Origin of the sequence: Saccharopolyspora antibiotica (assembly GCF_047200635.1) — a bacterium.
GTDB lineage: Bacteria > Actinomycetota > Actinomycetes > Mycobacteriales > Pseudonocardiaceae > Saccharopolyspora_C.
Genome location: NZ_JBJZOI010000018.1, coordinates 16,573 through 37,116 on the forward strand (window position 1 = coordinate 16,573; position 20,544 = coordinate 37,116).

At 75.7% G+C, this 20,544-nt stretch carries 17 protein-coding genes and 1 riboswitch; of the genes, 8 read left to right on the top strand and 9 right to left on the bottom strand.

What is annotated here, in order from left to right:
* Positions 1-180: 180 nt before the first annotated feature.
* A complete protein-coding gene (gene cobN, locus ACL03H_RS16110) occupies positions 181-3,795 on the bottom strand; it encodes a cobaltochelatase subunit CobN (RefSeq protein ID WP_412812057.1) in 3,615 nt (1,204 codons plus the stop codon).
* Positions 3,796-3,917: 122 nt separating this feature from the next.
* Positions 3,918-4,046, bottom strand: a riboswitch (cobalamin riboswitch).
* A 253-nt stretch (positions 4,047-4,299) separates the two neighbouring features.
* On the opposite strand from cobN, the gene cobG reads away from it, so the two are divergent.
* From cobG to ACL03H_RS16125, 3 genes are read left to right on the top strand one after another with little or no spacing between them, the layout of a single operon-like run.
* Positions 4,300-5,505: a precorrin-3B synthase gene (gene cobG, locus ACL03H_RS16115; RefSeq protein ID WP_412812058.1), complete on the top strand. Its 1,206-nt coding sequence runs from the start codon at positions 4,300-4,302 to the stop codon at positions 5,503-5,505.
* Positions 5,502-6,140, top strand: coding sequence for a precorrin-8X methylmutase (locus tag ACL03H_RS16120; protein ID WP_412812059.1), 639 nt, complete (start codon positions 5,502-5,504; stop codon positions 6,138-6,140). Before cobG ends, ACL03H_RS16120 begins: the two co-directional genes overlap by 4 nt.
* Entirely contained in the window at positions 6,137-7,690 is a 1,554-nt protein-coding gene (locus ACL03H_RS16125) for a precorrin-2 C(20)-methyltransferase (protein ID WP_412812060.1), read from the top strand. The genes ACL03H_RS16120 and ACL03H_RS16125 overlap by 4 nt, the downstream gene beginning before the upstream one ends.
* On the opposite strand, the gene ACL03H_RS16130 is transcribed toward ACL03H_RS16125, so the two are convergent.
* Positions 7,678-8,430, bottom strand: coding sequence for a cobalt-precorrin-6A reductase (locus tag ACL03H_RS16130; RefSeq protein WP_412812061.1), 753 nt, complete (start codon positions 8,428-8,430; stop codon positions 7,678-7,680). The two genes, ACL03H_RS16125 and ACL03H_RS16130, sit on opposite strands and share 13 nt — an antisense overlap.
* A gap of 34 nt (positions 8,431-8,464) precedes the next feature.
* Between ACL03H_RS16130 and ACL03H_RS16135 the strand changes: the two genes are divergently transcribed.
* Positions 8,465-9,562 carry a cobalt-precorrin-5B (C(1))-methyltransferase gene (locus ACL03H_RS16135; protein ID WP_412812062.1) on the top strand — a complete coding sequence of 366 codons (1,098 nt, stop codon included), beginning with the start codon at positions 8,465-8,467 and terminating at the stop codon, positions 9,560-9,562.
* 57 nt (positions 9,563-9,619) lie between these two features.
* Positions 9,620-10,348, top strand: coding sequence for an alpha/beta hydrolase (locus tag ACL03H_RS16140; protein WP_412812063.1), 729 nt, complete (start codon positions 9,620-9,622; stop codon positions 10,346-10,348).
* A 165-nt stretch (positions 10,349-10,513) separates the two neighbouring features.
* On the opposite strand, the gene ACL03H_RS16145 is transcribed toward ACL03H_RS16140, so the two are convergent.
* The 5 genes from ACL03H_RS16145 to ACL03H_RS16165 form a co-directional block, all read right to left on the bottom strand.
* On the bottom strand, positions 10,514-11,455 hold the full coding sequence (locus ACL03H_RS16145; protein WP_412812064.1) for an SDR family NAD(P)-dependent oxidoreductase: 942 nt from the start codon (positions 11,453-11,455) through the stop codon (positions 10,514-10,516).
* Positions 11,456-11,529: 74 nt separating this feature from the next.
* Complete coding sequence (locus ACL03H_RS16150; protein ID WP_412812065.1) at positions 11,530-12,126, bottom strand: TetR family transcriptional regulator; 597 nt, start codon at positions 12,124-12,126, stop codon at positions 11,530-11,532.
* 188 nt (positions 12,127-12,314) lie between these two features.
* Positions 12,315-13,058, bottom strand: coding sequence for a precorrin-4 C(11)-methyltransferase (cobM, locus tag ACL03H_RS16155; RefSeq protein ID WP_412812066.1), 744 nt, complete (start codon positions 13,056-13,058; stop codon positions 12,315-12,317).
* Positions 13,055-14,269: a precorrin-6y C5,15-methyltransferase (decarboxylating) subunit CbiE gene (gene cbiE / locus ACL03H_RS16160; RefSeq protein ID WP_412812067.1), complete on the bottom strand. Its 1,215-nt coding sequence runs from the start codon at positions 14,267-14,269 to the stop codon at positions 13,055-13,057. The genes cobM and cbiE overlap by 4 nt, the downstream gene beginning before the upstream one ends.
* 9 nt (positions 14,270-14,278) lie before the next feature.
* Entirely contained in the window at positions 14,279-15,019 is a 741-nt protein-coding gene (locus tag ACL03H_RS16165; RefSeq protein WP_412812068.1) for a YqjF family protein, read from the bottom strand.
* A 95-nt stretch (positions 15,020-15,114) separates the two neighbouring features.
* Between ACL03H_RS16165 and ACL03H_RS16170 the strand changes: the two genes are divergently transcribed.
* Genes ACL03H_RS16170 through ACL03H_RS16180 form a run of 3 tightly spaced genes read left to right on the top strand, consistent with a single transcriptional unit; the run spans position 15,115 to position 18,352 of the window.
* The gene (locus ACL03H_RS16170) at positions 15,115-16,116 is read left to right on the top strand and encodes a zinc-binding dehydrogenase (RefSeq protein ID WP_412812069.1); all 1,002 of its coding nucleotides are present in this window, start codon (positions 15,115-15,117) and stop codon (positions 16,114-16,116) included.
* Between the two features lie 24 nt (positions 16,117-16,140).
* Positions 16,141-16,617, top strand: coding sequence for a MerR family transcriptional regulator (locus ACL03H_RS16175; RefSeq protein WP_412812070.1), 477 nt, complete (start codon positions 16,141-16,143; stop codon positions 16,615-16,617).
* Positions 16,618-16,621: 4 nt separating this feature from the next.
* Complete coding sequence (locus tag ACL03H_RS16180) at positions 16,622-18,352, top strand: ATP-binding protein (RefSeq protein ID WP_412812071.1); 1,731 nt, start codon at positions 16,622-16,624, stop codon at positions 18,350-18,352.
* Between the two features lie 134 nt (positions 18,353-18,486).
* On the opposite strand, the gene ACL03H_RS16185 is transcribed toward ACL03H_RS16180, so the two are convergent.
* Together ACL03H_RS16185 and ACL03H_RS16190 are read right to left on the bottom strand one after the other, a co-directional pair.
* Positions 18,487-18,903, bottom strand: a complete 417-nt coding sequence (locus tag ACL03H_RS16185; RefSeq protein WP_412812072.1) for a pyridoxamine 5'-phosphate oxidase family protein — start codon at positions 18,901-18,903, stop codon at positions 18,487-18,489.
* A gap of 2 nt (positions 18,904-18,905) precedes the next feature.
* Positions 18,906-20,438, bottom strand: a complete 1,533-nt coding sequence (locus ACL03H_RS16190; RefSeq protein ID WP_412812073.1) for a DEAD/DEAH box helicase — start codon at positions 20,436-20,438, stop codon at positions 18,906-18,908.
* Positions 20,439-20,544 lie beyond the last annotated feature (106 nt).

The following is a 20,544-nucleotide window of genomic DNA, read 5'->3' on the forward strand; positions in this document are numbered from 1 at the left end:
GGCGAAACGGTCGATCAGGGCGATTCGCCGAGCGTCGCGGAGATTTCGCGTGAAATCGTGCCTCCGGGCGCGGGAGAGGGCGCGATTTCTCGAGAAATCGCGTGCAGTTCTGCCGGGGCGTGGCGAGGTCCCACGAGATCGCGCCCTCCGAAGGCGCGATCTCGCGGGGCGGCTCGTCGATCAGGCCTTGCGGGGGCCGTCCTCCAGGTCGCCCTCGGCCTGGAGGTAGACCTCGTGCAGGGCGGCGAGGGTGTCCGGGTCCGGGGATTCCCACATCTTCCGGTTCGCCGCTTCCAGGAGGCGCTCGGTGATGCCGTGCAGCGCCCACGGGTTGGACTCGGTGAGGAACTTCTGGTTCTCCTCGTCCAGCACGTAGGTCTCGGCGAGCTTCTCGTACATCCAGTCGCCCACCACGCCGGTCGTGGCGTCGTAGCCGAACAGGTAGTCCACGGTGGCCGCCAGCTCGAACGCGCCCTTGTAGCCGTGCTTGCGCATCGCCGCGAGCCAGCGCGGGTTGACCACGCGGGCGCGGAACACCCGGGAGGTCTCCTCGGTCAGCGAGCGGGTGCGGATGGCGTCCGGGCGGCTGCTGTCGCCGATGTAGGCCGCCGGTGCCTTGCCGGTCAGCGCGCGCACCGTGGCGATCATGCCGCCGTGGTACTGGAAGTAGTCGTCGGAGTCGGCGATGTCGTGCTCGCGGGTGTCGACGTTCTTGGCCGCCACCGAGATCCGCTTGTAGGCCGATTCCATGTCGCCGCGCGCCTCGGTGCCGTCCAGGCCGCGCCCGTAGGCGTAACCGCCCCACACCGCGTAGACCTCGGCGAGGTCGGTGTCGTCGCGCCAGTTCTTGCTGTCCATCAACGGCAGCAGGCCCGCCCCGTACGCGCCGGGCTTGGAGCCGAAGACGCGGGTGGTGGCTCGCCGCTCGTCGCCGTGCTCGGCGAGGTCCGCCTGGGCGTGGGCGCGCACGAAGTTCCGCTCGTGCGGCTCGTCGAGCCCGGCCACCTGCCGCACCGCGTCGTCGAGCAGCGTGACCACGTGGGGGAACGCGTCCCGGAAGAATCCGCTGATCCGCACGGTCACGTCGACCCGGGGGCGGCCCAGCTCCTCCAGCGGGATCACTTCGAGCCCGTTGACCCGCCGCGAGGCCTCGTCCCAGGTGGGCCGCACGCCCAGCAGCGCCAGCACCTCCGCGATGTCGTCGCCGGAGGTGCGCATCGCCGAGGTGCCCCACACCGACAGGCCCACCGAGCGGGGGTACTCGCCGGTGTCGGCGAGGTAGCGCTCCAGCAGCGAGTCCGCGATGGCGTGGCCGGTCTCCCAGGCGAGCCTGCTGGGCACCGCCTTCGGGTCCACCGAGTAGAAGTTCCGGCCCGTCGGCAGCACGTTGATCAGCCCGCGCAGCGGGGAACCGCTGGGACCGGCCGGGACGTAGCCGCCGTCGAGGGCGTGCAGCGTCGCGGTCATCTCGTCGGTGGTCGAGTCCAGCCGGGGGACCACCTCGGTGACGGCGAACTCCAGCACCCGCACCACGTCGTCCGGCGCCTCGCCGAGGACCGAGCGGCTCACCTCGGGCACCGCGCCGAGCTCCCAGCCGCGCTCCTCCATCCCGGCGACGAGGTCGTGCGCGGTCCGCTCCACGTCGTCCACGGCGCCGCGGGCGGTGCTGCCGTCCTCGGCCATGCCCAGCGCCTCCCGCAGCCCGGGCAGGGCGCCGCTGCGCCCGCCCCAGACCTGCCGGGCGCGCAGCATGGCCAGCACCAGGTTCACCCGCGCCTCACCGGCCGGGGCGTCGCCGAGCACGTGCAGCCCGTCGCGGATCTGCGCGTCCTTGATCTCGCAGAGCCAGCCGTCGACGTGCAGCAGCATGTCGTCGAACTCGGCCTCGTGCGGGCGCTCGTCCAGCCCGAGGTCGTGGTCCAGCTTCGCGGCCTGCATCAGCGTCCAGATCTGGCTGCGGATCGCGGGCAGCTTCGCCGGGTCCATCGCGGAGATCTGCGCGTGCTCGTCGAGCAGCTGCTCCAGCCGCGCGATGTCGCCGTAGCTCTCCGCCCGCGCCATCGGCGGCACCAGGTGGTCCACGAGCGTGGCGTGCACCCGGCGCTTCGCCTGGGTGCCCTCACCGGGGTCGTTGACCAGGAACGGGTACACCAGCGGCAGGTCGGCCAGCGCCGCGTCCGGCGCGCAGGAGGCCGACAGGCCCGCGGTCTTGCCGGGCAGCCACTCCAGGTTGCCGTGCTTGCCCAGGTGCACCATCGCGTGCGCGCCGAACTCGTCGGTCATCCAGCGGTAGGCCGCGAGGTAGTGGTGGCTCGGCGGCAGGTCCGGGTCGTGGTAGATCGCGATCGGGTTCTCGCCGAAGCCGCGCGGCGGCTGCACCACGACCACCACGTTGCCCGCGCGCAGCGCCGCGAGCACGATCTCGCCGTCCGGGTCGTGCGAGCGGTCCACGAACTGCTCGCCCGGCGGCGGCCCCCAGTGCCGCTCGACGCTGTCCCGCAGGTCCTGCGGCAGGGTGGCGAACCAGTCGGCGTAGCGCTTCGCTGGGATGCGCACCGGGTTGCCGGACAGCTGCTCCTCGGTCAGCCAGTCCGGGTCCTGGCCCCCGGCGGCGATCAGCGCGTGCACCAGCGCGTCGCCGTCCTGCGCGGCGACGCCGGGCAGCGCGTCCGGGCCGTCCTCGGGGCCGATGTCGTACCCGGCTTCGCGGAGGCGCTGGAGCAGGCCCACCGCGCTGGCCGGGGTGTCGAGCCCGACCGCGTTGCCGATGCGGGAGTGCTTCGTCGGGTAGGCCGAGAGCATCAGCACCAGCCGCTTGTCGGCGGCCGGGACGTGCCGCAGCCGCGCGTGCTTCACGGCGATGCCCGCGACGCGCGCGGTGCGCTCCGGATCGGCCACGTACACCGGGAGGCCCTCGGAGTCGTTCTCCTTGAACGAGAACGGCACCGTGATCAGCCTGCCGTCGAACTCCGGCACCGCCACCTGGGTGGCCATGTCCAGCGGGGACAGGCCCTCGTCGTTGTCCGCCCAGGCCGCGCGGCTGGAGGTGAGCGTGAGCCCCTGCAGGATCGGCACGTCCAGCGCAGCCAGCGCCCCCACGTCCCACGCCTCGTCGTCACCCCCGGCCGAGGCGGTCGCGGGCTTCGTGCCGCCCGCCGCCAGCACCGTCACGATCAGCGCGTCCGCCTCGCGCAGCGTCTCCAGCAGGCCGGGCTCGGGGGCGCGCAGCGACGCGCAGAACACCGGCAGGGCCTGGCCCCCGGCGTCCTCGATCGCCTCCGAGAGCGCGTGCGCGAACGCGGTGTTGCCCGCCATGTGGTGCGCGCGGTAGTAGAGCACCGCCACCTTCGGGCCCTCGGTGCGGCGCGGGGTGCGCTCCAGCGGGCCCCACTTCGGCGTCTCCACCGGTGGCTCGAAGCCGTGGCCGGTGAGCAGCACGGTGTCGGAGAGGAAGTGGAACAGCTGCGCGAGGTTGTCCGGCCCGCCCTGAGCCAGGTAGGCGTGGGCCTGCGCGCACACGCCGCCGGGGACCGTGGAGCACTCCATGAGTTCCGCGTCCGGGGCCTGCTCGCCGCCGAGGACCACGACCGGGCGCGGGCCCGCGAGCAGCGCGTCCAGGCCCTCCTCCCAGGCGCGGCGGCCGCCGAGCAGCCGCACCACCACGAGGTCCGCGTCCTCCAGCAGCGGCGGCAGGTCGTCCGCGCCGAGCCGCGCCGGGTTGCCGAGCCGGAAGTCCGCACCGCTGGCGCGTGCGCTGAGCAGATCGGTGTCCGATGTGGACAGCAGCAGGATCATGCGGCACGCTCCCGGCTGGGCAGGGACGCGGGCGTGCGGGCAGGACGCATGGTCAACCTTCCTCGGGGTCCTCGCCCCGGAGTCGTCGGCTGCCCGGTGTCGACCGGGCGGTGGCGGCGCGGAGTGTCCTGGCTCCCGGATCGTCGCTCGCCCCGGCCTTCCCACCCGCAGCTCGTGCGGGCAGTGACCTCGTGCGGAGTCCGCTCCCCGGTGACAGTGGCGGGACCGCGCCGGACTCGCACCGGCTTCCTCCACTCGTCGCCGCGGACCACTCTCCGCAACGGCGCGATCGTTCGTCAAGTGCGCTGGTGCGCCGCGGCAGGAGAGATCGCGCACTGGCCGATCGCGGGGCGGTGAGGTGCGTCGCGTTGTGCCGACGTGGCCCGGGCGGGCCGTAGTATCGACGACCGCCGGTGCGCGGCGAGATCCGCGCGCCATCCCGGAATCGCGCCGTGCGCTGCGGATTCCGGTTCCGATCGGACCACGACCAGAGCGGGGAGAGCCGTGCCGCGACGAGCCGAGCCCGACCGGTGCCCCGGGGCGCTGCGGGTGCACGAGGCCGCCGACGGCGGCCTGGCCCGGGTCCGCGTGCCCGGCGGCAGGCTCAGCGCGCGCCAGGTGCGGGCGGTGGCCGCGGCCGCCGAGCTGGGCGACGGCGGCTGGGAGCTCACCTCGCGGGCGAACCTCCAGGTGCGGGGCTTGGCGGCGAGCGCGGTGCCGGAGTTCGCGGCCCGGCTCGCCGAGTCGGGCCTGCTGCCCTCGCCGACGCACGAGCGGGTCCGCAACGTGATCGCCTCCCCGCACACCGGTTGCGACGAGCTCGCGGCGCTGGACGCGGGCGCGGTGGCCGTCGAGCTCGACGAGCTGTTGTGCGCCGAACCCGCGCTGGCGGAACTGCCGGGGCGCTTCCTGTTCACCGTCGACGACGGGCGGGGCGATGTCGCCGGGCTGGGCGCCGACGTCGGGCTGGTCCCGGCGGGGGGCGCGGTGGCCGTGCTGCTGTCCGGGGCGGACGAGGGGATCCGGGTCGCGGCCGCCGACGCGGCGCGGGCCGCCGTGCTGGCCGCCGGGGAGTTCCTCGTGGAGCGGGCGCGGCAGGGCGCGGCGAGCTGGCGGCTCGCCGAGCTCTCCGAGGGCACCGGCCGGGTCGCCGGGCGCCTGCGCGCCGCGCTCGGCTCCGCCGCGCTGGGGAGCACCGCGCCGGTGTCCGCCGTCGAGCCGATGCCGACGCACGCCGGGCTGGGCGCCCGGCACCGCCGCGACGGGCTGGTCTGCCTCGCGCTGGGCGCACCGCTGGGGCGGTGCGGCGCCGCGCAGGTGCGGGTGCTGGCCGAGCTGGGCCGGCCGCTGCGGCTCACCCCGTGGCGCGCCCTGCTGCTGCCGGACGTCCCCGAGACGGCCGCTCCGCGCCTGCTGTCCGAATTGGACGGAGCCGGATTCCTGGTGGACGCGGCGGATCCGCTCGCCGGGGTGACGTCCTGCGCCGGCAGCCCGGGTTGCGCGAAGTCCCTCGCGGACGTGCGCGCCGACGCCGCGCGCGTCGCGCGCCCGGGACCTCGGCCGGTGCACTGGGCCGGGTGCGAGCGCCGCTGCGGGCGCCCGGCGGGAGACGCGGTCCTGGTGCTGGCCACCGGGAGCGGTTACGAGGTCGGCGGAGCCCCCGCCGGCGAGGTGTCAGCCGCGCTGGACGCGGCACGGAGGGCAGTGTGAGCACCGAGAACGGCTACGACTACGTCCGGGACGGGGCGGAGATCTACCGCCGCTCCTTCGCCACCATCCGCGCGGAGGCCGAGCTCGACGGCGTGCCGCCGGACGTGGCGGGAGTGGCGGTCCGCATGATCCACGCCTGCGGGATGGTGGACCTGGTGCGCGACCTCGCCTGGTCGACGGGAGCGGTCGCCGCCGCCCGCGCCGCGCTGCGCTCCGGGGCGCCGGTGCTCTGCGATGCCGCGATGGTCGCCGCCGGGATCACCCGGCGCAGGCTGCCCGCGGACAACGAGATCGTCTGCACCCTCGGCGACCCCGGGGTTCCGGAGCTGGCCGAGCGGCTGGGCACCACCCGCAGCGCGGCGGCGATGGAGCTGTGGCGGGACCGGCTGGAGGGCTCGGTGGTGGCCGTCGGCAACGCCCCGACCTCGCTGTTCCGGCTGCTGGAGATGGTCGACGCGGGCGCGGGCAGGCCCGCCGCCGTGCTCGGCCTGCCCGTCGGGTTCATCGGCGCCGCCGAGTCCAAGCAGGCCCTGGCCGACCACCCCGCGCTGGAGCACCTGGTGGTGCTGGGCCGCCGGGGCGGCAGCGCGATGGCCGTGGCGGCCGTCAACGCGATCGCGAGCGAACAGGAGTGAGCAGCACCGTGGAGCAGGCAGGCAGGTTGTTCGGCGTCGGGCTCGGCCCGGGGGACCCGGAGCTGGTCACCGTGAAGGCCGCGCGGCTGATCGGCGAGGCCGAGGTGATCGCCTATCACAGCGCCCGGCACGGCCGCAGCATCGCCCGCTCCGTCGCCGAGCCCTACCTGCGGGAGGGGCAGCTGGAGGAGCCGCTGGTCTACCCGGTGACGACGGAGACCACCGACCACCCGGGCGGCTACCAGGGCGCGATCGACGAGTTCTACGCCGAGGCCGCCGAACGCCTCGCCGCGCACCTGGCCGCCGGGCGGACCGTGGCGCTGCTGTGCGAGGGCGACCCGTTCTTCTACGGCTCCTACATGCACATGCACAAGCGGCTGGTGGGCCGCTTCGAGGTCGCGGCGATCCCGGGCGTCACCTCGGTGAGCGGGGCCGCGGCCGAGCTGGGCCGGCCGCTGGCCGAGCGGGACGAGGTGCTCACCGTGCTGCCGGGCACCCTCGACCCCGAGGTGCTGGCGGAGAAGCTGGCGGGCACCGACGCGGCCGCCGTGATGAAGCTCGGCCGCACCTTCGAGGGCGTCAGGGCCGCCTTCGAGAAGGCGGGCCGGCTGGACGAGGCGTACCTGGCCGAGCGCGCCACCACCGAGCGGCAGCGGCTGCTGCCGCTGGCCGAGGTGGATCCGGAGTCGGTGCCGTACTTCTCGCTGGCGCTGCTGCCCAGCCCGGTGAACGCCGGCAGCCCGGTGAACCTGACCGACGCCGCCGGCGCCCCGCTGGAGCGGGAGCGCGCCGCCCCCGTCGCGGGGGAGCGGACCGGGGCGGGGGAGGTCGTGGTCGTCGGCCTCGGGCCCGCCGGTCCGCAGTGGACCACGCCGGAGGTGCACACCGCCGTGGCCGCCGCCGACGAGCTCATCGGCTACGGCCCCTACCTGGACCGGCTGCCGGCGAACCCGAGGCAGCGCAAGCACGCCTCGGACAACCGCGTGGAGGCCGAGCGCGCCGAGTTCGCCCTGGACCTGGCCCGGCGCGGCTCCCGGGTCGTGGTGGTGTCCTCCGGTGACCCGGGCGTGTTCGCGATGGCCAGCGCCGTGCTGGAGGTCGCGGCCGAGGATCGCTTCGCCGGGGTGCCGGTGCGGGTGCTGCCCGGGCTCACCGCGGCGCAGGCCGTGGCCTCCCGGGTCGGGGCGCCGCTGGGGCACGACTTCTGCGTGCTGTCCCTGTCGGACCGGCTCAAGCCCTGGGAGGTCATCCGCGAGCGGCTGGTCGCGGCGGCGCGGGCCGACCTGGTGCTGGCGATCTACAACCCCGCCTCGCGCAGCCGCACCTGGCAGGTCGGCGCCGCCCGGGACGCGCTGCTCGAACACCGCGCGCCGGAGACGCCGGTGGTGATCGGCCGGGACGTGGGCGGGCCGGCGGAATCGGTCCGGGTCGTGCCGCTGGCCGAGCTCGATCCGTCCGATGTGGACATGCGCTGCCTGCTGCTGGTCGGGTCGTCCACGACCCGCGCGGTCGGCGGGAGGGTCTTCACGCCGCGCCGCTACCCGGCATGACGCACCCACCGCACGGCCGCGTCGACCTGCTCCACCGTCGGCACCCCGGGCTCCGGGGGCCGCTGCACGACGACGACCCGCACGCCGAGCTCGCGGGCGGCGTCGAGCTTCGGCCGGGTCATCGGGCCGCCGCTGTTCTTGGTCACCAGCACGTCGATCCGGTGCTCGCGCAGCAGGGCCCGCTCGGCGTCGAGCCCGAACGGCCCGCGCGCCAGCACCGTCGCGGCGCGCGGCGGCAGCGGTGGATCCGGCGGGTCGACGGCGCGCAGCAGGAACCACAGGTCGAGGTGCGCGAACCGGGCGACGCCCTGGCGCCCGGTGCTGAGGAAGATCCGCTCGCCGAGGCCGGGCAGCGCGGCGGCCGCCTCGTCCAGCGAACCGGCCAGGTGCCAGTCCGGTTCGGGCTCCCACGCGGGCCTGCGCAGCACCAGCAGCGGGACGCCCGAGGTGGCGCAGGCCGCGACCGCGTGCGCGGTCATCGCGGCGGCGAAGGGGTGCGTCGCGTCCACCACGGCCGCGATGCCCTCGGCCGAGAGCCAGGCCGCCAGTCCGTCCGCGCCGCCGAAGCCGCCGATCCGCACCTCGCCCTCGGGCAGCCGCGGATCCCGCACCCGGCCGGCCAGCGAAGAGATCACCCGCACCCCCGGCTCCGCGCCGAGCCGCGCCGCGAGCTCCCGGGCCTCGCCGGTGCCGCCCAGCACCAGGACCCGCCGCACCCCGGTCGCGTCGCCGCCGCTCATGCGTGCACCCTTTCACGGTGAAGGAGGGCGCATCATGACCGGTCAGGACGGCCCCGCCCTGCGCTACGGCTGGACGACGGGCGCCTGCGCCACCGCGTGCACCGCCGCCGCCTACACCGCGCTGCTGACCGGGACCTTCCCCGACCCGGTGGAGATCCTGCTGCCGAAGGGGCACCGGCCGTCGTTCGCCCTCGCCCGGGAACGCCTCGACGCGGACGCGGCGATGGCGGGCATCGTCAAGGACGCGGGCGACGACCCGGACGTCACGCACGGCGCCGTGGTCGCGGTGACGGTGCGGGCAGCCGACCCCGGGGCGGGCGTGGTGTTCCGCGCCGGGCCCGGCGTCGGCACCGTCACCAAGCCGGGACTGCCGTTGCCGGTGGGCGAACCGGCCATCAACCCCGTGCCGCGCAGGCTGATCCGCGAGGTCGTCGAGCGCGTCGCGGCCGAGCTCGGCGGGACCGGGGACGTGGTGGTGGAGATCTCCGTGGAGGGTGGCGAGGAGCTGGCCCGGCACACCTGGAACCCGCGGCTGGGCATCCTCGGCGGGTTGTCCATCCTCGGCACCACCGGGGTCGTGGTGCCGTACTCCTGCGCGGCGTGGATCGACAGCATCCGGCGCGGGGTGGACGTGGCCCGCGCGGAAGGCCTCGCGCACGTGGCGGGCTGCACCGGCAGCACCTCGGAGAAACTGGTGGAGGACCGCTACGGCCTCGCTCCGGAGGCGCTGCTGGACATGGGCGACTTCGCCGGGGCGGTGCTGAAGTACCTGCGCCGCCACCCCGTGCCGCGCCTGACCATCGCGGGCGGCATCGGCAAGCTCGCCAAGCTCGCCGACGGGCACCTGGACCTGCACTCGAAGCGCTCGCAGGTGAACTTCGGCCTGCTGGCGGGCATCGTGGCCGGGGCGGGCGGCGCGGCGGAGCTCGTGGAGCGGGTGCGCGGGGCCAACACCGCGCTGGACGCGCTGAACCGGTGCCAGGAAGCGGGCCTCCCGCTGGGCGACCTCGTCGCCGCCCGCGCCCGCGACTTCTCCCTGAGCACCCTGCGCGGCGCACCGATCGACGTCGAGGTCCTGGTCATCGACCGGGCGGGCACCCTCGTCGGCCACGCCCCCTTCCCGGGAACCTGACGGGGCGATCTCGGCGAACTCGTTGTGCGTCGATCACCGCGGTGGTGGGATCGGACGGTGGACCTTCCTCCGTACCTCCAGCCGTTCGTGCTCGCTCCGCCCGAGATCCAGCCGGAGCGGGACGGTGCCCTCGACGTCTACCGCCCGGCGGGGAAGACCGGCGGGCCGCTGCCGGTGATCGTGTTCGTGCCCGGCGGACCCGTTCCGCCGGACCTGCGGCCGAGGCCGCGGGAGTGGCCCGTGTTCCGCGGCTACGGATCGCTGGCCGCGAGCAGCGGCGCCGTCGGGGTCGTGGTCGACCACCCGCTGCGCTCGACCACCGACTACCCCCTCGCGGCGGACGCGATCACCGCTGCGGCGGACCGGGCGCGCGGCCTGCCCGGGGTGGACTCCGGCCGGGTGGCGCTGTGGTTCTTCTCCGGTGCGGGACTGCTGACGACCGGGTGGATCGGCGCGGCGCCCGACTGGCTGCGCTGCGTCGCGACGAGCTACCCGGTGCTGGTTCCGCCGCCGGGCTGGGAGGTCGATCCCCGGTTCCGGCCGGTGGAGTCGCTGGCCGCGGCGGGTTCGCCGCCGCTCCTGCTGACCAGGGCCGGACGGGAGGATCCCGGCCTCGCGGCCGGGGTCGCCGACTTCGTCGCCGAGGCGGGCAGGCGCGGTGCGGACCTCGACGTGATCGACGTGCCGCACGGCCGTCACTCCTTCGACGTCCTCGACCACGATCCGAGCTCCCGCGCCGCCGTGACGCAGGCGATGGCCTGGACGATGCGGAAGTTGAACCGCTGACCGGGATCGCGGCGGGGACGACCCGGGCGAACGCCGCGTCGATCCCGCACCGCGCTCCCGCCACCGGAGCCGTCGTCCCGCGAGCGGCCGAGCCGCGCGGCTCCGCACCCGGACCCGGTGCGCCGGTACCACCGGGCGGAGGCGCCGGGCCGGGGGCCTCCGCGGTCAGGCCGCGTCGTCGAGCAGCCGCCGCGAGACCTCCCAGAGCCGTTCGGCGGCCTCCGGGTCCAGCGCCCACCGCCGGACCCCGCCGCCCACGGGAGTCGTCTCGGCGTCGTCGGCGATGACCGGGGACTCCGCGCAGTCCTCCAGGTACTTGCCGCCGACCTCCGCGAACTCGGGGGACAGGGCCGCGACGAGCGTGGTCGCGGCGCCCTGCTGCGGGGTCTTGAGCACCGGGTCCCGGGACCACTCGGCGCGGACCTCAGCCGGGACGTGTCGCTGGAGGTTGGTCATGATCCCGCCGGGCATCAGCGAGTTCGCGTAGATCCCGTCGCCGCTCCAGCGGCGGGTCGCCTCCACCGCGAACAGCGCGTTCGCGGTCTTGGACTGCCCGTAGGCGCTCCACGGGTCGTAGGGGCGGTGCTCGTAGTGCAGGTCGTCGAACACGACCGGCGAGGCGTGGTGACCGCTGGAGGACACCGCCACGATCCGCGCGCCCCCGGCCTCGGCGAGCGCGTCGTGCAGGCCGGTGGCCAGCTCGAAGTGGCCCAGGTGGTTGGTGGCGAACTGCCGTTCCCAGCCTTCGGGGGTGCGCCGGAGCTCCGGCACCGCCATCACCCCGGCGTTGTTGATCAGGAGGTGCAGCGGGCCGCGCCACGCCGCGGCGAACCGGCGCACGCCACCGAGGTCGAGGAGGTCGAGCTCGGCGACCCGGACCTCGGCGCCGGTGGTCGCCGCGACGTCCTCGGCGGCGGCGCGCCCCGCGACCGGGTCGCGGACGACGATGGTGACCTCCGCTCCGGCGCGGGCGAGGGCGCGCGCCGTTTCGACGCCGATCCCGGAGGCGGCCCCGGTGATGACCGCGCGCTTGCCGGTGAGGTCGTGCTCGGCGGCGACCTCGTCCGCCGTGGTGCTGAAGCCGTGAGGGGTGGTGATGAGGGACATGGGAACTCCTGCCAGACGTTGTTCTGGCAGTGTATGTCAAATGTGGCAGTGACTGTCAACTTTGGCGTCGACTGTCATTTCGCGGGCGGTGCTCCCGTCGTCGCCGAGGACGCCAGCCGGAACAGCTCGTGCAGGTCATCGGTTCCGCCCCGGGAGGCCCAGTGCATCAGGCTCGCGTGGAACGTCGCCAACGCCGACTCCAGGATCGCGCCGGCCAGCAGCTCCGGGTGCGGGGTGCCGCCCAGGCGGCGCAGGGTCTCGGGCCGCAGCAGCTCCACCCACACCCGCTGCTTCTCCTGGTGCTTCGCCGCCAGCGACGGCTCGTTCAGCACGATCGTCGAGATGCCCAGCGCCGCCGGGTTCGCGACCACCATGCCGACGAAGTCCGCCAGCGCTCCGCGCACCGCCCGCACCGCGTCCTCCTCGGCCGGGCGCGCCTCCAGCGCGTCCCGCAGCACGACGCCGTACTCCACCGGGTCGCCGGTGACGACGTCCTCCTTGGTGGGGAAGTAGCGGAAGAAGCTGCGCGCCGAGATCCCGGCCTCGGCCGCGATCTGGTCGACCGTCGTGGCGTCGAAGCCCCGCTCCAGGAACAGCGCCATCGCCACGGACTCGATCTTGCGGCGGATCGCTTGCCGGGAGATCTCCCGCGTCGAGAGCCGTTCAGCCATGCGGGCAGCTTACGGCCTCGCCCAGGACGTTCCGGCCGCGCGGCGGGCACCCCGCGCGGGGCGCTCCACCACCGGGGAGCGGAGCGGACGAGCCGGTTCTGGTGCCGGGCCGCGAACCGGGAAGGCACCCGCACCGGGGAACCGAGCGGCACCGGTGCGCCTGCCCGGTGCCGGCTCGCGGCGTCCCGTCAGCTCCGGCAGCGGTTCGCCGAGTACAGGTGGCTGTCCGGGAACGCGGAGGCCGTCAGGACCTCGCCGACCACGACCACCGCGGTGCGGGTGATCCCGGCGGCGCGCACCGACCCGGCGATGTCGGCGAGATCGCCGCGCAGCACGACCTCGTCCTCCCGGCTCGCCCCGAACACCACCGCCACCGGGCAGTCCGCGCCGTAGTTCGGCACCAGCTGCTCGACCAGCGACTCGATCCGGTTCACCGCCAGGTGCAGCACCAGCGTCGCCCGGCTGCGGCCCAGCGTCGCCAGGTCCTCCCCCTCGGGCATCGGGGTGGCCTGGGCGGACGTGCGGGTGAGCACGACGGTCTGGCCGACGCCCGGCACGGTGAACTCGCGCCGCAGCGCCGCCGCGGCGGCGGCGAAGGCGGGCACCCCGGGCACCACGTCGTAGGGCACCCCGGCGGCGTCGAGGCGCCGCATCTGCTCGGCGACCGCGCTGAACACCGAGGGATCACCGGAGTGCAACCGCGCCACGTCCACGCCGGCCTCGTGCGCGGCGACCAGCTCGGCGAGGATCTCGTCCAGGTTCAGGTTCGCGGTGTCGACCAGCCGGGCGCCGTCGGGGCAGTGCGCCAGCAGCTCCACCGGGACGAGGCTGCCCGCGTACAGGCACACCGGGGAGGCGGCCAGCACGTCCCGGCCCCGCACGGTGATCAGGTCGGCGGCCCCGGGACCCGCGCCGATGAAGTGCACGGTCATCGCGCCACCGCCCACTGGGTGACCCGCATCGCGGGCCGCCACCCGGTGAAACCGCCCACCGGGGAGGCGTGCTCCGCCGCGATCCGCACCAGCTCACCGCCGCAGCGGGCGTACCAGTCCGCCACCAGCACCTCCGATTCGATCGTCACCGCGTTCACCACCAACCGGCCGCCGGGCCGCAGCGCCGCCCAGCAGCGCTCCAGCACCCCGGGGGCCGTGGCACCGCCGCCGACGAACACCGCGTCCGGCGCGGCCAGCTCCGCCAGCGCCTCCGGCGCGGCACCGACGACCACGTCGAGCCCCGGCACGCCGAGGGCCATCGCGTTCGCGGTGATGCGGGCCGCCCGGTCCTCGCGGTGCTCCACCGCGACCGCGCGGTTCGCCGGATCGCAGCGCATCCACTCGATCGCGATGCTACCGGCGCCCGCACCCACGTCCCACAGCAGTTCACCGGGCGTCGGAGCCAACCGGGCCAGCGTCAGCGCCCGCACATCGCGCTTGGTGAGCTGCCCGTCGTGCTGGAACGCCGAGTCCGGCAGGCCCGGCGTGCGGGGGAGGCGTTCGGCCTCCGGACCGGGGACGCACCGCACCGCGATGACGTTCAGCGCCGAGACCTCCGGGTGCGGCCAGTCCCCGGCCGTGGAGTCCACCCGGGACTCCGCCGCTGAACCGAGATCCCCCAGCACCGCCAGCTCGCTGGCGCCGAACCCGCGCGCCACCAGCAGCGCCGCCACCCGGGCGGGCGTGTGCGCGTCCGAGCTGAGCACGACCAGCCTCCTGCCCGGCTGGATCTCCGGGTGCAGCAGCTCGGGATGCCTGCCGACCAGGCTCACCACCGCCACGTCCTGCTCCGCCCAGCCCAGCCGCGCGCACGCCAGCGCCACCGAGGAGACGTGCGGCAGCACCCGCAGCCGCTCCGGGCCCAGCACCCGCGCGAGGGTGGCGCCGATGCCGTGGAACTGCGGATCACCGCTGGCCAGCACGCAGATCGCGCGACCGGAGTGCGCGGCGAACAGCTCCGGCAGCGCGGGCAGCAGCGGAGCGGGCCACGGCACCCGCTCGGCCGCTCCCGGCGGCACCAGGTCGAGCTGGCGACGGCTGCCGAACACGACCTCGGCCGCCTCCACGCGGCGCCGCGCCGCCGGGGACAGCCCGTCCCAGCCGTCCGCTCCGATGCCCACGACGTCGACCGGTTCCCGCTGCTCGCTCACCCCACCACCTCACCACGGGCGGGGCCCGCGGGCGGCCCGGGGTCGCGTGCTGCCGAAGCGCACCGGCACGCCCGGGGACCACAGCACGCTCACCGGATCAGCGTCGCCGACCGGCAGGCCCGCCGCCGCCAGCAGCTCGTCCGCGCACTCCAGCAGCTCCGCCCGGTGCAGCGGCCACGGCGGGTGCTCGTTGGGCAGGTAGCGGGTGCCGCCGTACCAGGGGACGTGCATCCCCCAGCGGGCGGTGAGGAAGTGCTCCAGCGGCGTCGGTTCCGCGATCCGCTCCCCGGGCCGCACGGCGATCTCGCTGCGCGGCCCGAAGGGCAGCCGGCGGCTCGTGTAGCGGACGACGCCCCCGGCGCGGCGCACCCGCATCGACGCCCAGACGTAGGGCAGCCGCAGCGCGAGCCGCGCCACCAGCACCGGCAGCAGCCTGGCCGCGTCCAGCGACCGGAACACCACGCCCCGGCGACCGGCCTCGTCCACCGAGTACAGCCGCACGTTGGTCTCCGCGAACGATCCCAGGTACGGCACTCCCAGCCCCGGCGCCGGGCCGACCCCGCGCATCCGGAACGGGACGAGTCCCGCGTGCGCACGGCCCTCGAACAGGTCCGGGCGGGTGCCGGCGGGCAGCAGCGGCGCGACGAGCTCCGGATCGACCTGCCAGTGCAGGAACGACAGCTCGCTCCAGGACTGCGCCAGCAGCGCGCGCCGCACCGGGCGCGGGGTGCTGGCGGACACGGGCTCCACGCGAGCCGAGGCTACCCGGCCGCTCGGGCTTGCCCCTGACGCGCGGGTCAGGGGTTAGCGTCCCCGCTCCGCCATCCCCGCAGGAAGGAAACCCGATGTCCCGCACGTCCCACGAGGTCCGCCTCACCGCCCTGCCCCCGGGCCTGCCCACCGCCCGGGACTTCACCGTCGTCGAGGTGGCCGCGCCCGAGCCGGGGCCGGGGGAGCTGCTGGTGCGCAACCTCGGGTTCCAGGTGTTCGGCGCGGCCCTCACCACGGCGCTCGGGCAGGACGTCGCCGGGTTCCCCGGCCTGCGCCCGGGCGGGGTACCGGTCGGCCCCGCGGTGGGGGAGGTCGTGACCGGTGGCGGCGGGTTCCGCTCCGGAGACCTCGTCTCGCACTTCGCGGGCTGGCGGGAGTTCGCCGCGGTGCCCGCGACCGGGTGCGCGCCGCTCGGCGACGCCCTGGACGATCCGCTGCTGCACCTCGCGCACGGCTGGACCGCGTACGCGGCGCTGACCCGGATCGCACCGGTGCGCCCCGGCGACGCGGTCTTCGTCAGCAACGCGGCCGGGGCCGTCGGCTCGCTGGCGGGGCGGATCGCCCGGCTGCTCGGCGCGGGCCGCGTGGTGGGCAGCGTCGGCTCGCCGGAGAAGGCGCGGCGGCTCGTCGCGGAGCTCGGCTACGACGCGGCCGTGCTGCGCGGCGAACCGCTGCCCGAGCAGCTCGCGGCGGCCGCCCCGGACGGGCTGGACGTGGTGCTCGACCTCGTCGGCGGGGAACAGCTGCGGGCCGCCGTCGACGCCTCCCGCCCGCACGCCCGGGTCGCGCTCACCGGGGCGCTCACCGCGCAGTACGCCACCGGTGGCGACCGGACGCGCGCGCCCGTGGAGCTCGACCTCGCGCAGCTGATCATCAAGAGCGTCCGGCTGGAGGCCTTCCGGGCCGACGACCACCCGGACGCCCTGGCGGAGTGGAACGAGCGCTTCGCGGCCTGGCTGCGCAGCGGGGAGATCGACTTCCCGCACACCCGGATCACCGGAATCGACCGGGCTCCGGGGGCGTTGGAGGACGTGCTGGCCGGGCGGCACGTGGGCGCCGTGCTGGTCCGGCTGTAGGACGGGCGGCGAGGAGGAACGCGGGTGCGCATCGGCGACGCGGCGGCAGCGGCGGGCACCACCCCGCGCACGCTCCGGTTCTACGAGCAGCGCGGCCTGCTCGATCCCGCTCCGCGCACCGCGACCGGGCAGCGCACCTACCGGCGGCGGGACGTCGCGCGGGTCCGGATCATCCGGCAGCTGCTGGGGCTCGGGCTCACGGTCGAGGACGTGGCCTCGCTGGCCGGGCACCTGCACCTCGTCGAGGGCGATGCGCTGCCCGAGCACGGCGTTCCGGCCGGAGCCGGGTGGGACGAGGAGGTGCTCCGGCGGGCCGGGCAGGTCGCGGGCGACCGCCTCGCGGCGCTGGACGCGGAGATCACCCGCCTCAGCGCCCTCCGCGACCACCTCGCCGCCTGCCACGCCCACGTCGAAGCCCTCGAACCCGCCCCGAGACCGCCCGGGGCGGCGGAGCGGGGACCGGAAATCGTCTCGGGAGGAGAGCCGGGGCTGGCACGATGATCGGATGGACGGTCGGCGCGCCCGCAGCCTGCAGGACCTCATCCGGCAACGCCAGCGGGACGTGTTCATCGGCCGCCAGCGGCAGTGCGACGGCTTCCGCGCCCACCTGAACTCCGATCCGCTCGATCCGGGCCGGAGGTTCGTGTTCTCCGTGAGCGGCCAGGCGGGGATCGGGAAGACCTCGCTGCTGCGGCAGCTGCGGGCGATCGCCCTGGACCGCGGAGCGCTGACCTCGGTGATCGACGACGTCGACCCGGACGTGGTCTCCGCGCTCGCCGCGATCTCGCGCCAGTGGGCCGGGCAGGGCGGGCAGGCGCGGGCCTTCGAGCTCCGCCTGGCGGAGTACGTGCGCAGTCGCGACGAGGTCCTCGCCGACCCGCAGGCGCCACGAGCCGCCCGAGAGCTGTTCCTGACCCACGTCGTCCGCGTCGGCCGGGGGATCGCGAAGACCGCCGCGCCCGGGCTGACCGCGCTCACCGACGACTGCACCGCGGAGGAGATCGCCGCGCGCCTGGAGCAGGCACGCGCGTTCCTCGCGGGCAAGTTCCGCGCCCACGACCAGGCCCGGCTGCTGCTGGCCCCGCTCGACGAGCTCTCACCGCTGCTGGTCGAGGACATGCGGAAGCTGGCCGAGCACCGCCCGCTGGCGCTGTTCGTCGACAACTACGAGCGCGCCGCACCGCGGCTGGAACCCTGGCTGCTTCGCCTGCTGGAGGGGCGGTTCGGCGAGCTCCCGGCCGACCTGGCCGTGGTCCTCGCCGGGCAGCACCCGCTGGACGTCAACCGCTGGGGCGAGTACGCGACCATCACCGAGCACTGGCACCTCGACCCGTTCACCGAGGAGGAGATCGCGGCCCTGCTGGCCCGCCGGGGCATCGAGGACCGGACCAGTCGCGAGGTGGTGCTCCGGCTGTCCGGCGGGCTCCCGATGCTGGTGGCGATGCTCGCCGACGACGATCCGCGCGATCCGGAGCGGCTCGCCGATCCCAGCGGGGCAGCGGTGGACCGCTTCTTCCGGTGGGTCGAGGACGAGAGCGGCCGCGAGGACGCGCTGCGCGCCGCGACTCCGCGCGAGCTGGACGAGGACCTGCTGGGAGTGCTGGTCGGGCCGGACCGCGCCGGTGACGTCTTCCGGCGGCTGCGCCAGCACGCCTTCGTGCGGGAGAGCCGGGGACGCCTGCGGTACGACGACGTGGTCCGCCGCGCCGTGCTGCGCTACGAGCGGGGGCGGTCGCCGGAGCGCTTCGCGACCAGGAACCGGGCCATCGCGGAGCACTACCTCGCCAGGCGGGCAGCCCTGGGACCGGACGTCGCCCCGGCCTCGGCCGACGCGGAGTGGTGGTCGCTGCTGGTGGAGGAGTGCTACCACCGGCTCTGCGGCGGGCCGCGCGCCGCGCTGCCCGGGGTGCTGGCGCGGGGGCTGGAGCTCTGCGAGGCGGGGGACGCGGGGGCGCGCGCCTGGCTCCGGATGCTCGCGGACGCGGAGCGGGACACCGGCTCGGGGCTGCTGGGCGAGTGGTGCCATCGGCTGTCGCCGTTCGAGGCCGGTCCTGACCTGGCGGGGCTGCGACGCGCGTTGGGGCAGTTCGAGGCGCCCCCGGAGCGAGCCGGTCGCGGAGCACCGGTGGCCGACCCGGAAGCCGAGGAGGACAGCGGCCGGAGCCTGCTGCTGCAGCAGGACGACGACCGGTGGTCCGGCACGATGCCCCGCTTCGCGCCACCCGTCATCGAGTGACCGGCGCGCCGGAGATCGACCGGGCGCGGGCCGTCCTCACCCGGGAGCCGGTGCGAGCCCGGGCGCCGCCCGGCCCGGTGCGCCGCCGAGCGGTCAGCGGCCCCACCCGGGTCCGGACGCGGGAACCCGCGGGATCAGAGGTTGCTCAGGGCCCGGGTCAGGGTGATGCGCAGGACCACCCGATCCGGGTTGGGACGGGGAGGCTTGCGGTAGCGGGCGGTGGCGCGGGCTTCGGCGTCGGCGCGGAACTCCGGGTCCTCGCGGACCACCGCGAGCCCCTCCAGGGTGGCCCAGCGGCGGCCGTCCACCTGGCACAGCGCCACCCGCGCCCCGGCCCGGCCCGCCGCGCGCACCAGCCGGGCCTTGTGCGAACCGGAGGAGCACAGCACGCGGGCGGTGCCGGTGGCGAGGTCGAGCGTCGCGTTCACCGGCACCACGTGGGGCGTGCCGTCCGGCCTGATCGTCGTCAGCGTGCACACGTGCGGCTCGGCCCAGAACTCCCGGAAGCTCTCGCTCGGGTCGGACAGGTCGACGCCGCGCCCGGTCGCCACGCTCAGCCCGCCCAGGACTGCCGGGGGCGCTGCGAGCGCTGGGCGCCACCGCGCCTGCCCCGGTCCCCGCCGCGCGGGGCGCCGCCCCGCTGGTCGTCGCGGACCTGCCTCGGCTGCCGGGAGGACTGGGACTGCCGGGAGGGCTGGCCCTCGCGGGGGCGTCCCTGGCCCTGCCCGCCGCGCGGAGCGCCCTGCCTGCGGGCCTGGCCGGAGCCGCCCTGCGGCCGGGCGTCCTTGCGCGGCTCGGCCACGGCGACCCCGCTGGGCTCGCGCGCGCCGGTCAGCCGCACCAGCTCCGCGTTCTCCGGGGAGACCGCCGTGGTGGTCGCGTTGACCCCGGCCTTCGAGGCCATCTGCTGGAAGGCGACCTTCTGGTCGTCGGTCACGATGGTCACGACGGTGCCGGTGGCGCCCGCGCGCGCCGTGCGGCCCGCGCGGTGCAGGTAGTCCTTCGGGTCCGCCGGGGGCTCCACGTGCACCACGAGGCTCACGTCGTCGACGTGGATCCCGCGCGCCGCCACGTTCGTCGCGACCAGCGTCTCGGTGGTCCCGGCGCGGAACTCGTCGAGGATCCGGGTGCGAGCGTTCTGCGCCTTGCCGCCGTGCAGCGCACCGGCGCGCACCCCGGCGGCGCGCAGCTTCTTGGTGAGCCGGTCGGCGTGGTGCTTGGTGCGCACGAACATGATCGTGCGGCCGTCGCGGGCGGCGATGCGGGCGAGCACGGAGAGCTTCTCGTCCGCCGACACCAGGAACTGGTGGTGGTCCATGCTGTCCACGCTCGCCGCCGGCGGCGCGAGCGAGTGCACCACCGGGTCGTTCATGTACTCGCGCACCAGCTTGTCGACGTCGCCGTCGAGCGTCGCGGAGAACAGCAGCCGCTGACCGTCGGAGGGGATCAGGTTCAGGATCTCCCGGACCTGCGGCAGGAAGCCCATGTCCGCCATCTGGTCGGCCTCGTCGAGGGCGGTGCGCTCCACCTCGGAGAGCACGCAGGTGCCCTGCCGCACGTGGTCGGAGAGCCGGCCCGGCGTCGCCACCAGCACGTCGACCCCGCGGCGCAGCGTGTCGGCCTGCCGGTTGAACGGCATCCCGCCGACGACCTCTCGCACGTACAGCCCGAGCGACTTCGCCAGCGGTTTGAGCGCGTCCGTCACCTGGGTGGCGAGCTCGCGGGTGGGCACCAGCACCAGGCTGCGCGGGCGCAGCGGGCGGGCGCTCTCGCGCTGCATCGCGAGCAGCGGCAGGCCGAACGCGAGGGTCTTGCCGGAACCGGTCTGCCCGCGGCCGAGCACGTCGCGGCCGCTGAGCGCGTCGGGGATGGTCGCGGCCTGGATCGGGAACGCCTCCACCAACCCGGCCTCGGCCAGCGCTGCCACCAGCTTCTGGGGCAGGCCCAGCGAGTCGAACGGCGCCGGGTCCACCGCGGTCACGCCGACCTGGTCGAACAGGCTGGGCGCGGGCGCGGCGGCGGGCTTGGCGGGGCCGCGGCGGCGCGGGCGCCGGGAGCGGGTGGCGGGGGACGAGCTGGGACGCACTGCGAACCTCCGGAACTGGCACGTCTCGGGGGTCGCGCGGTCGCGCGCTGATCACAAGGACGAGCCCGGCGCGACGACGGCGCCGCTGGTGGATGTCGGAGCACCG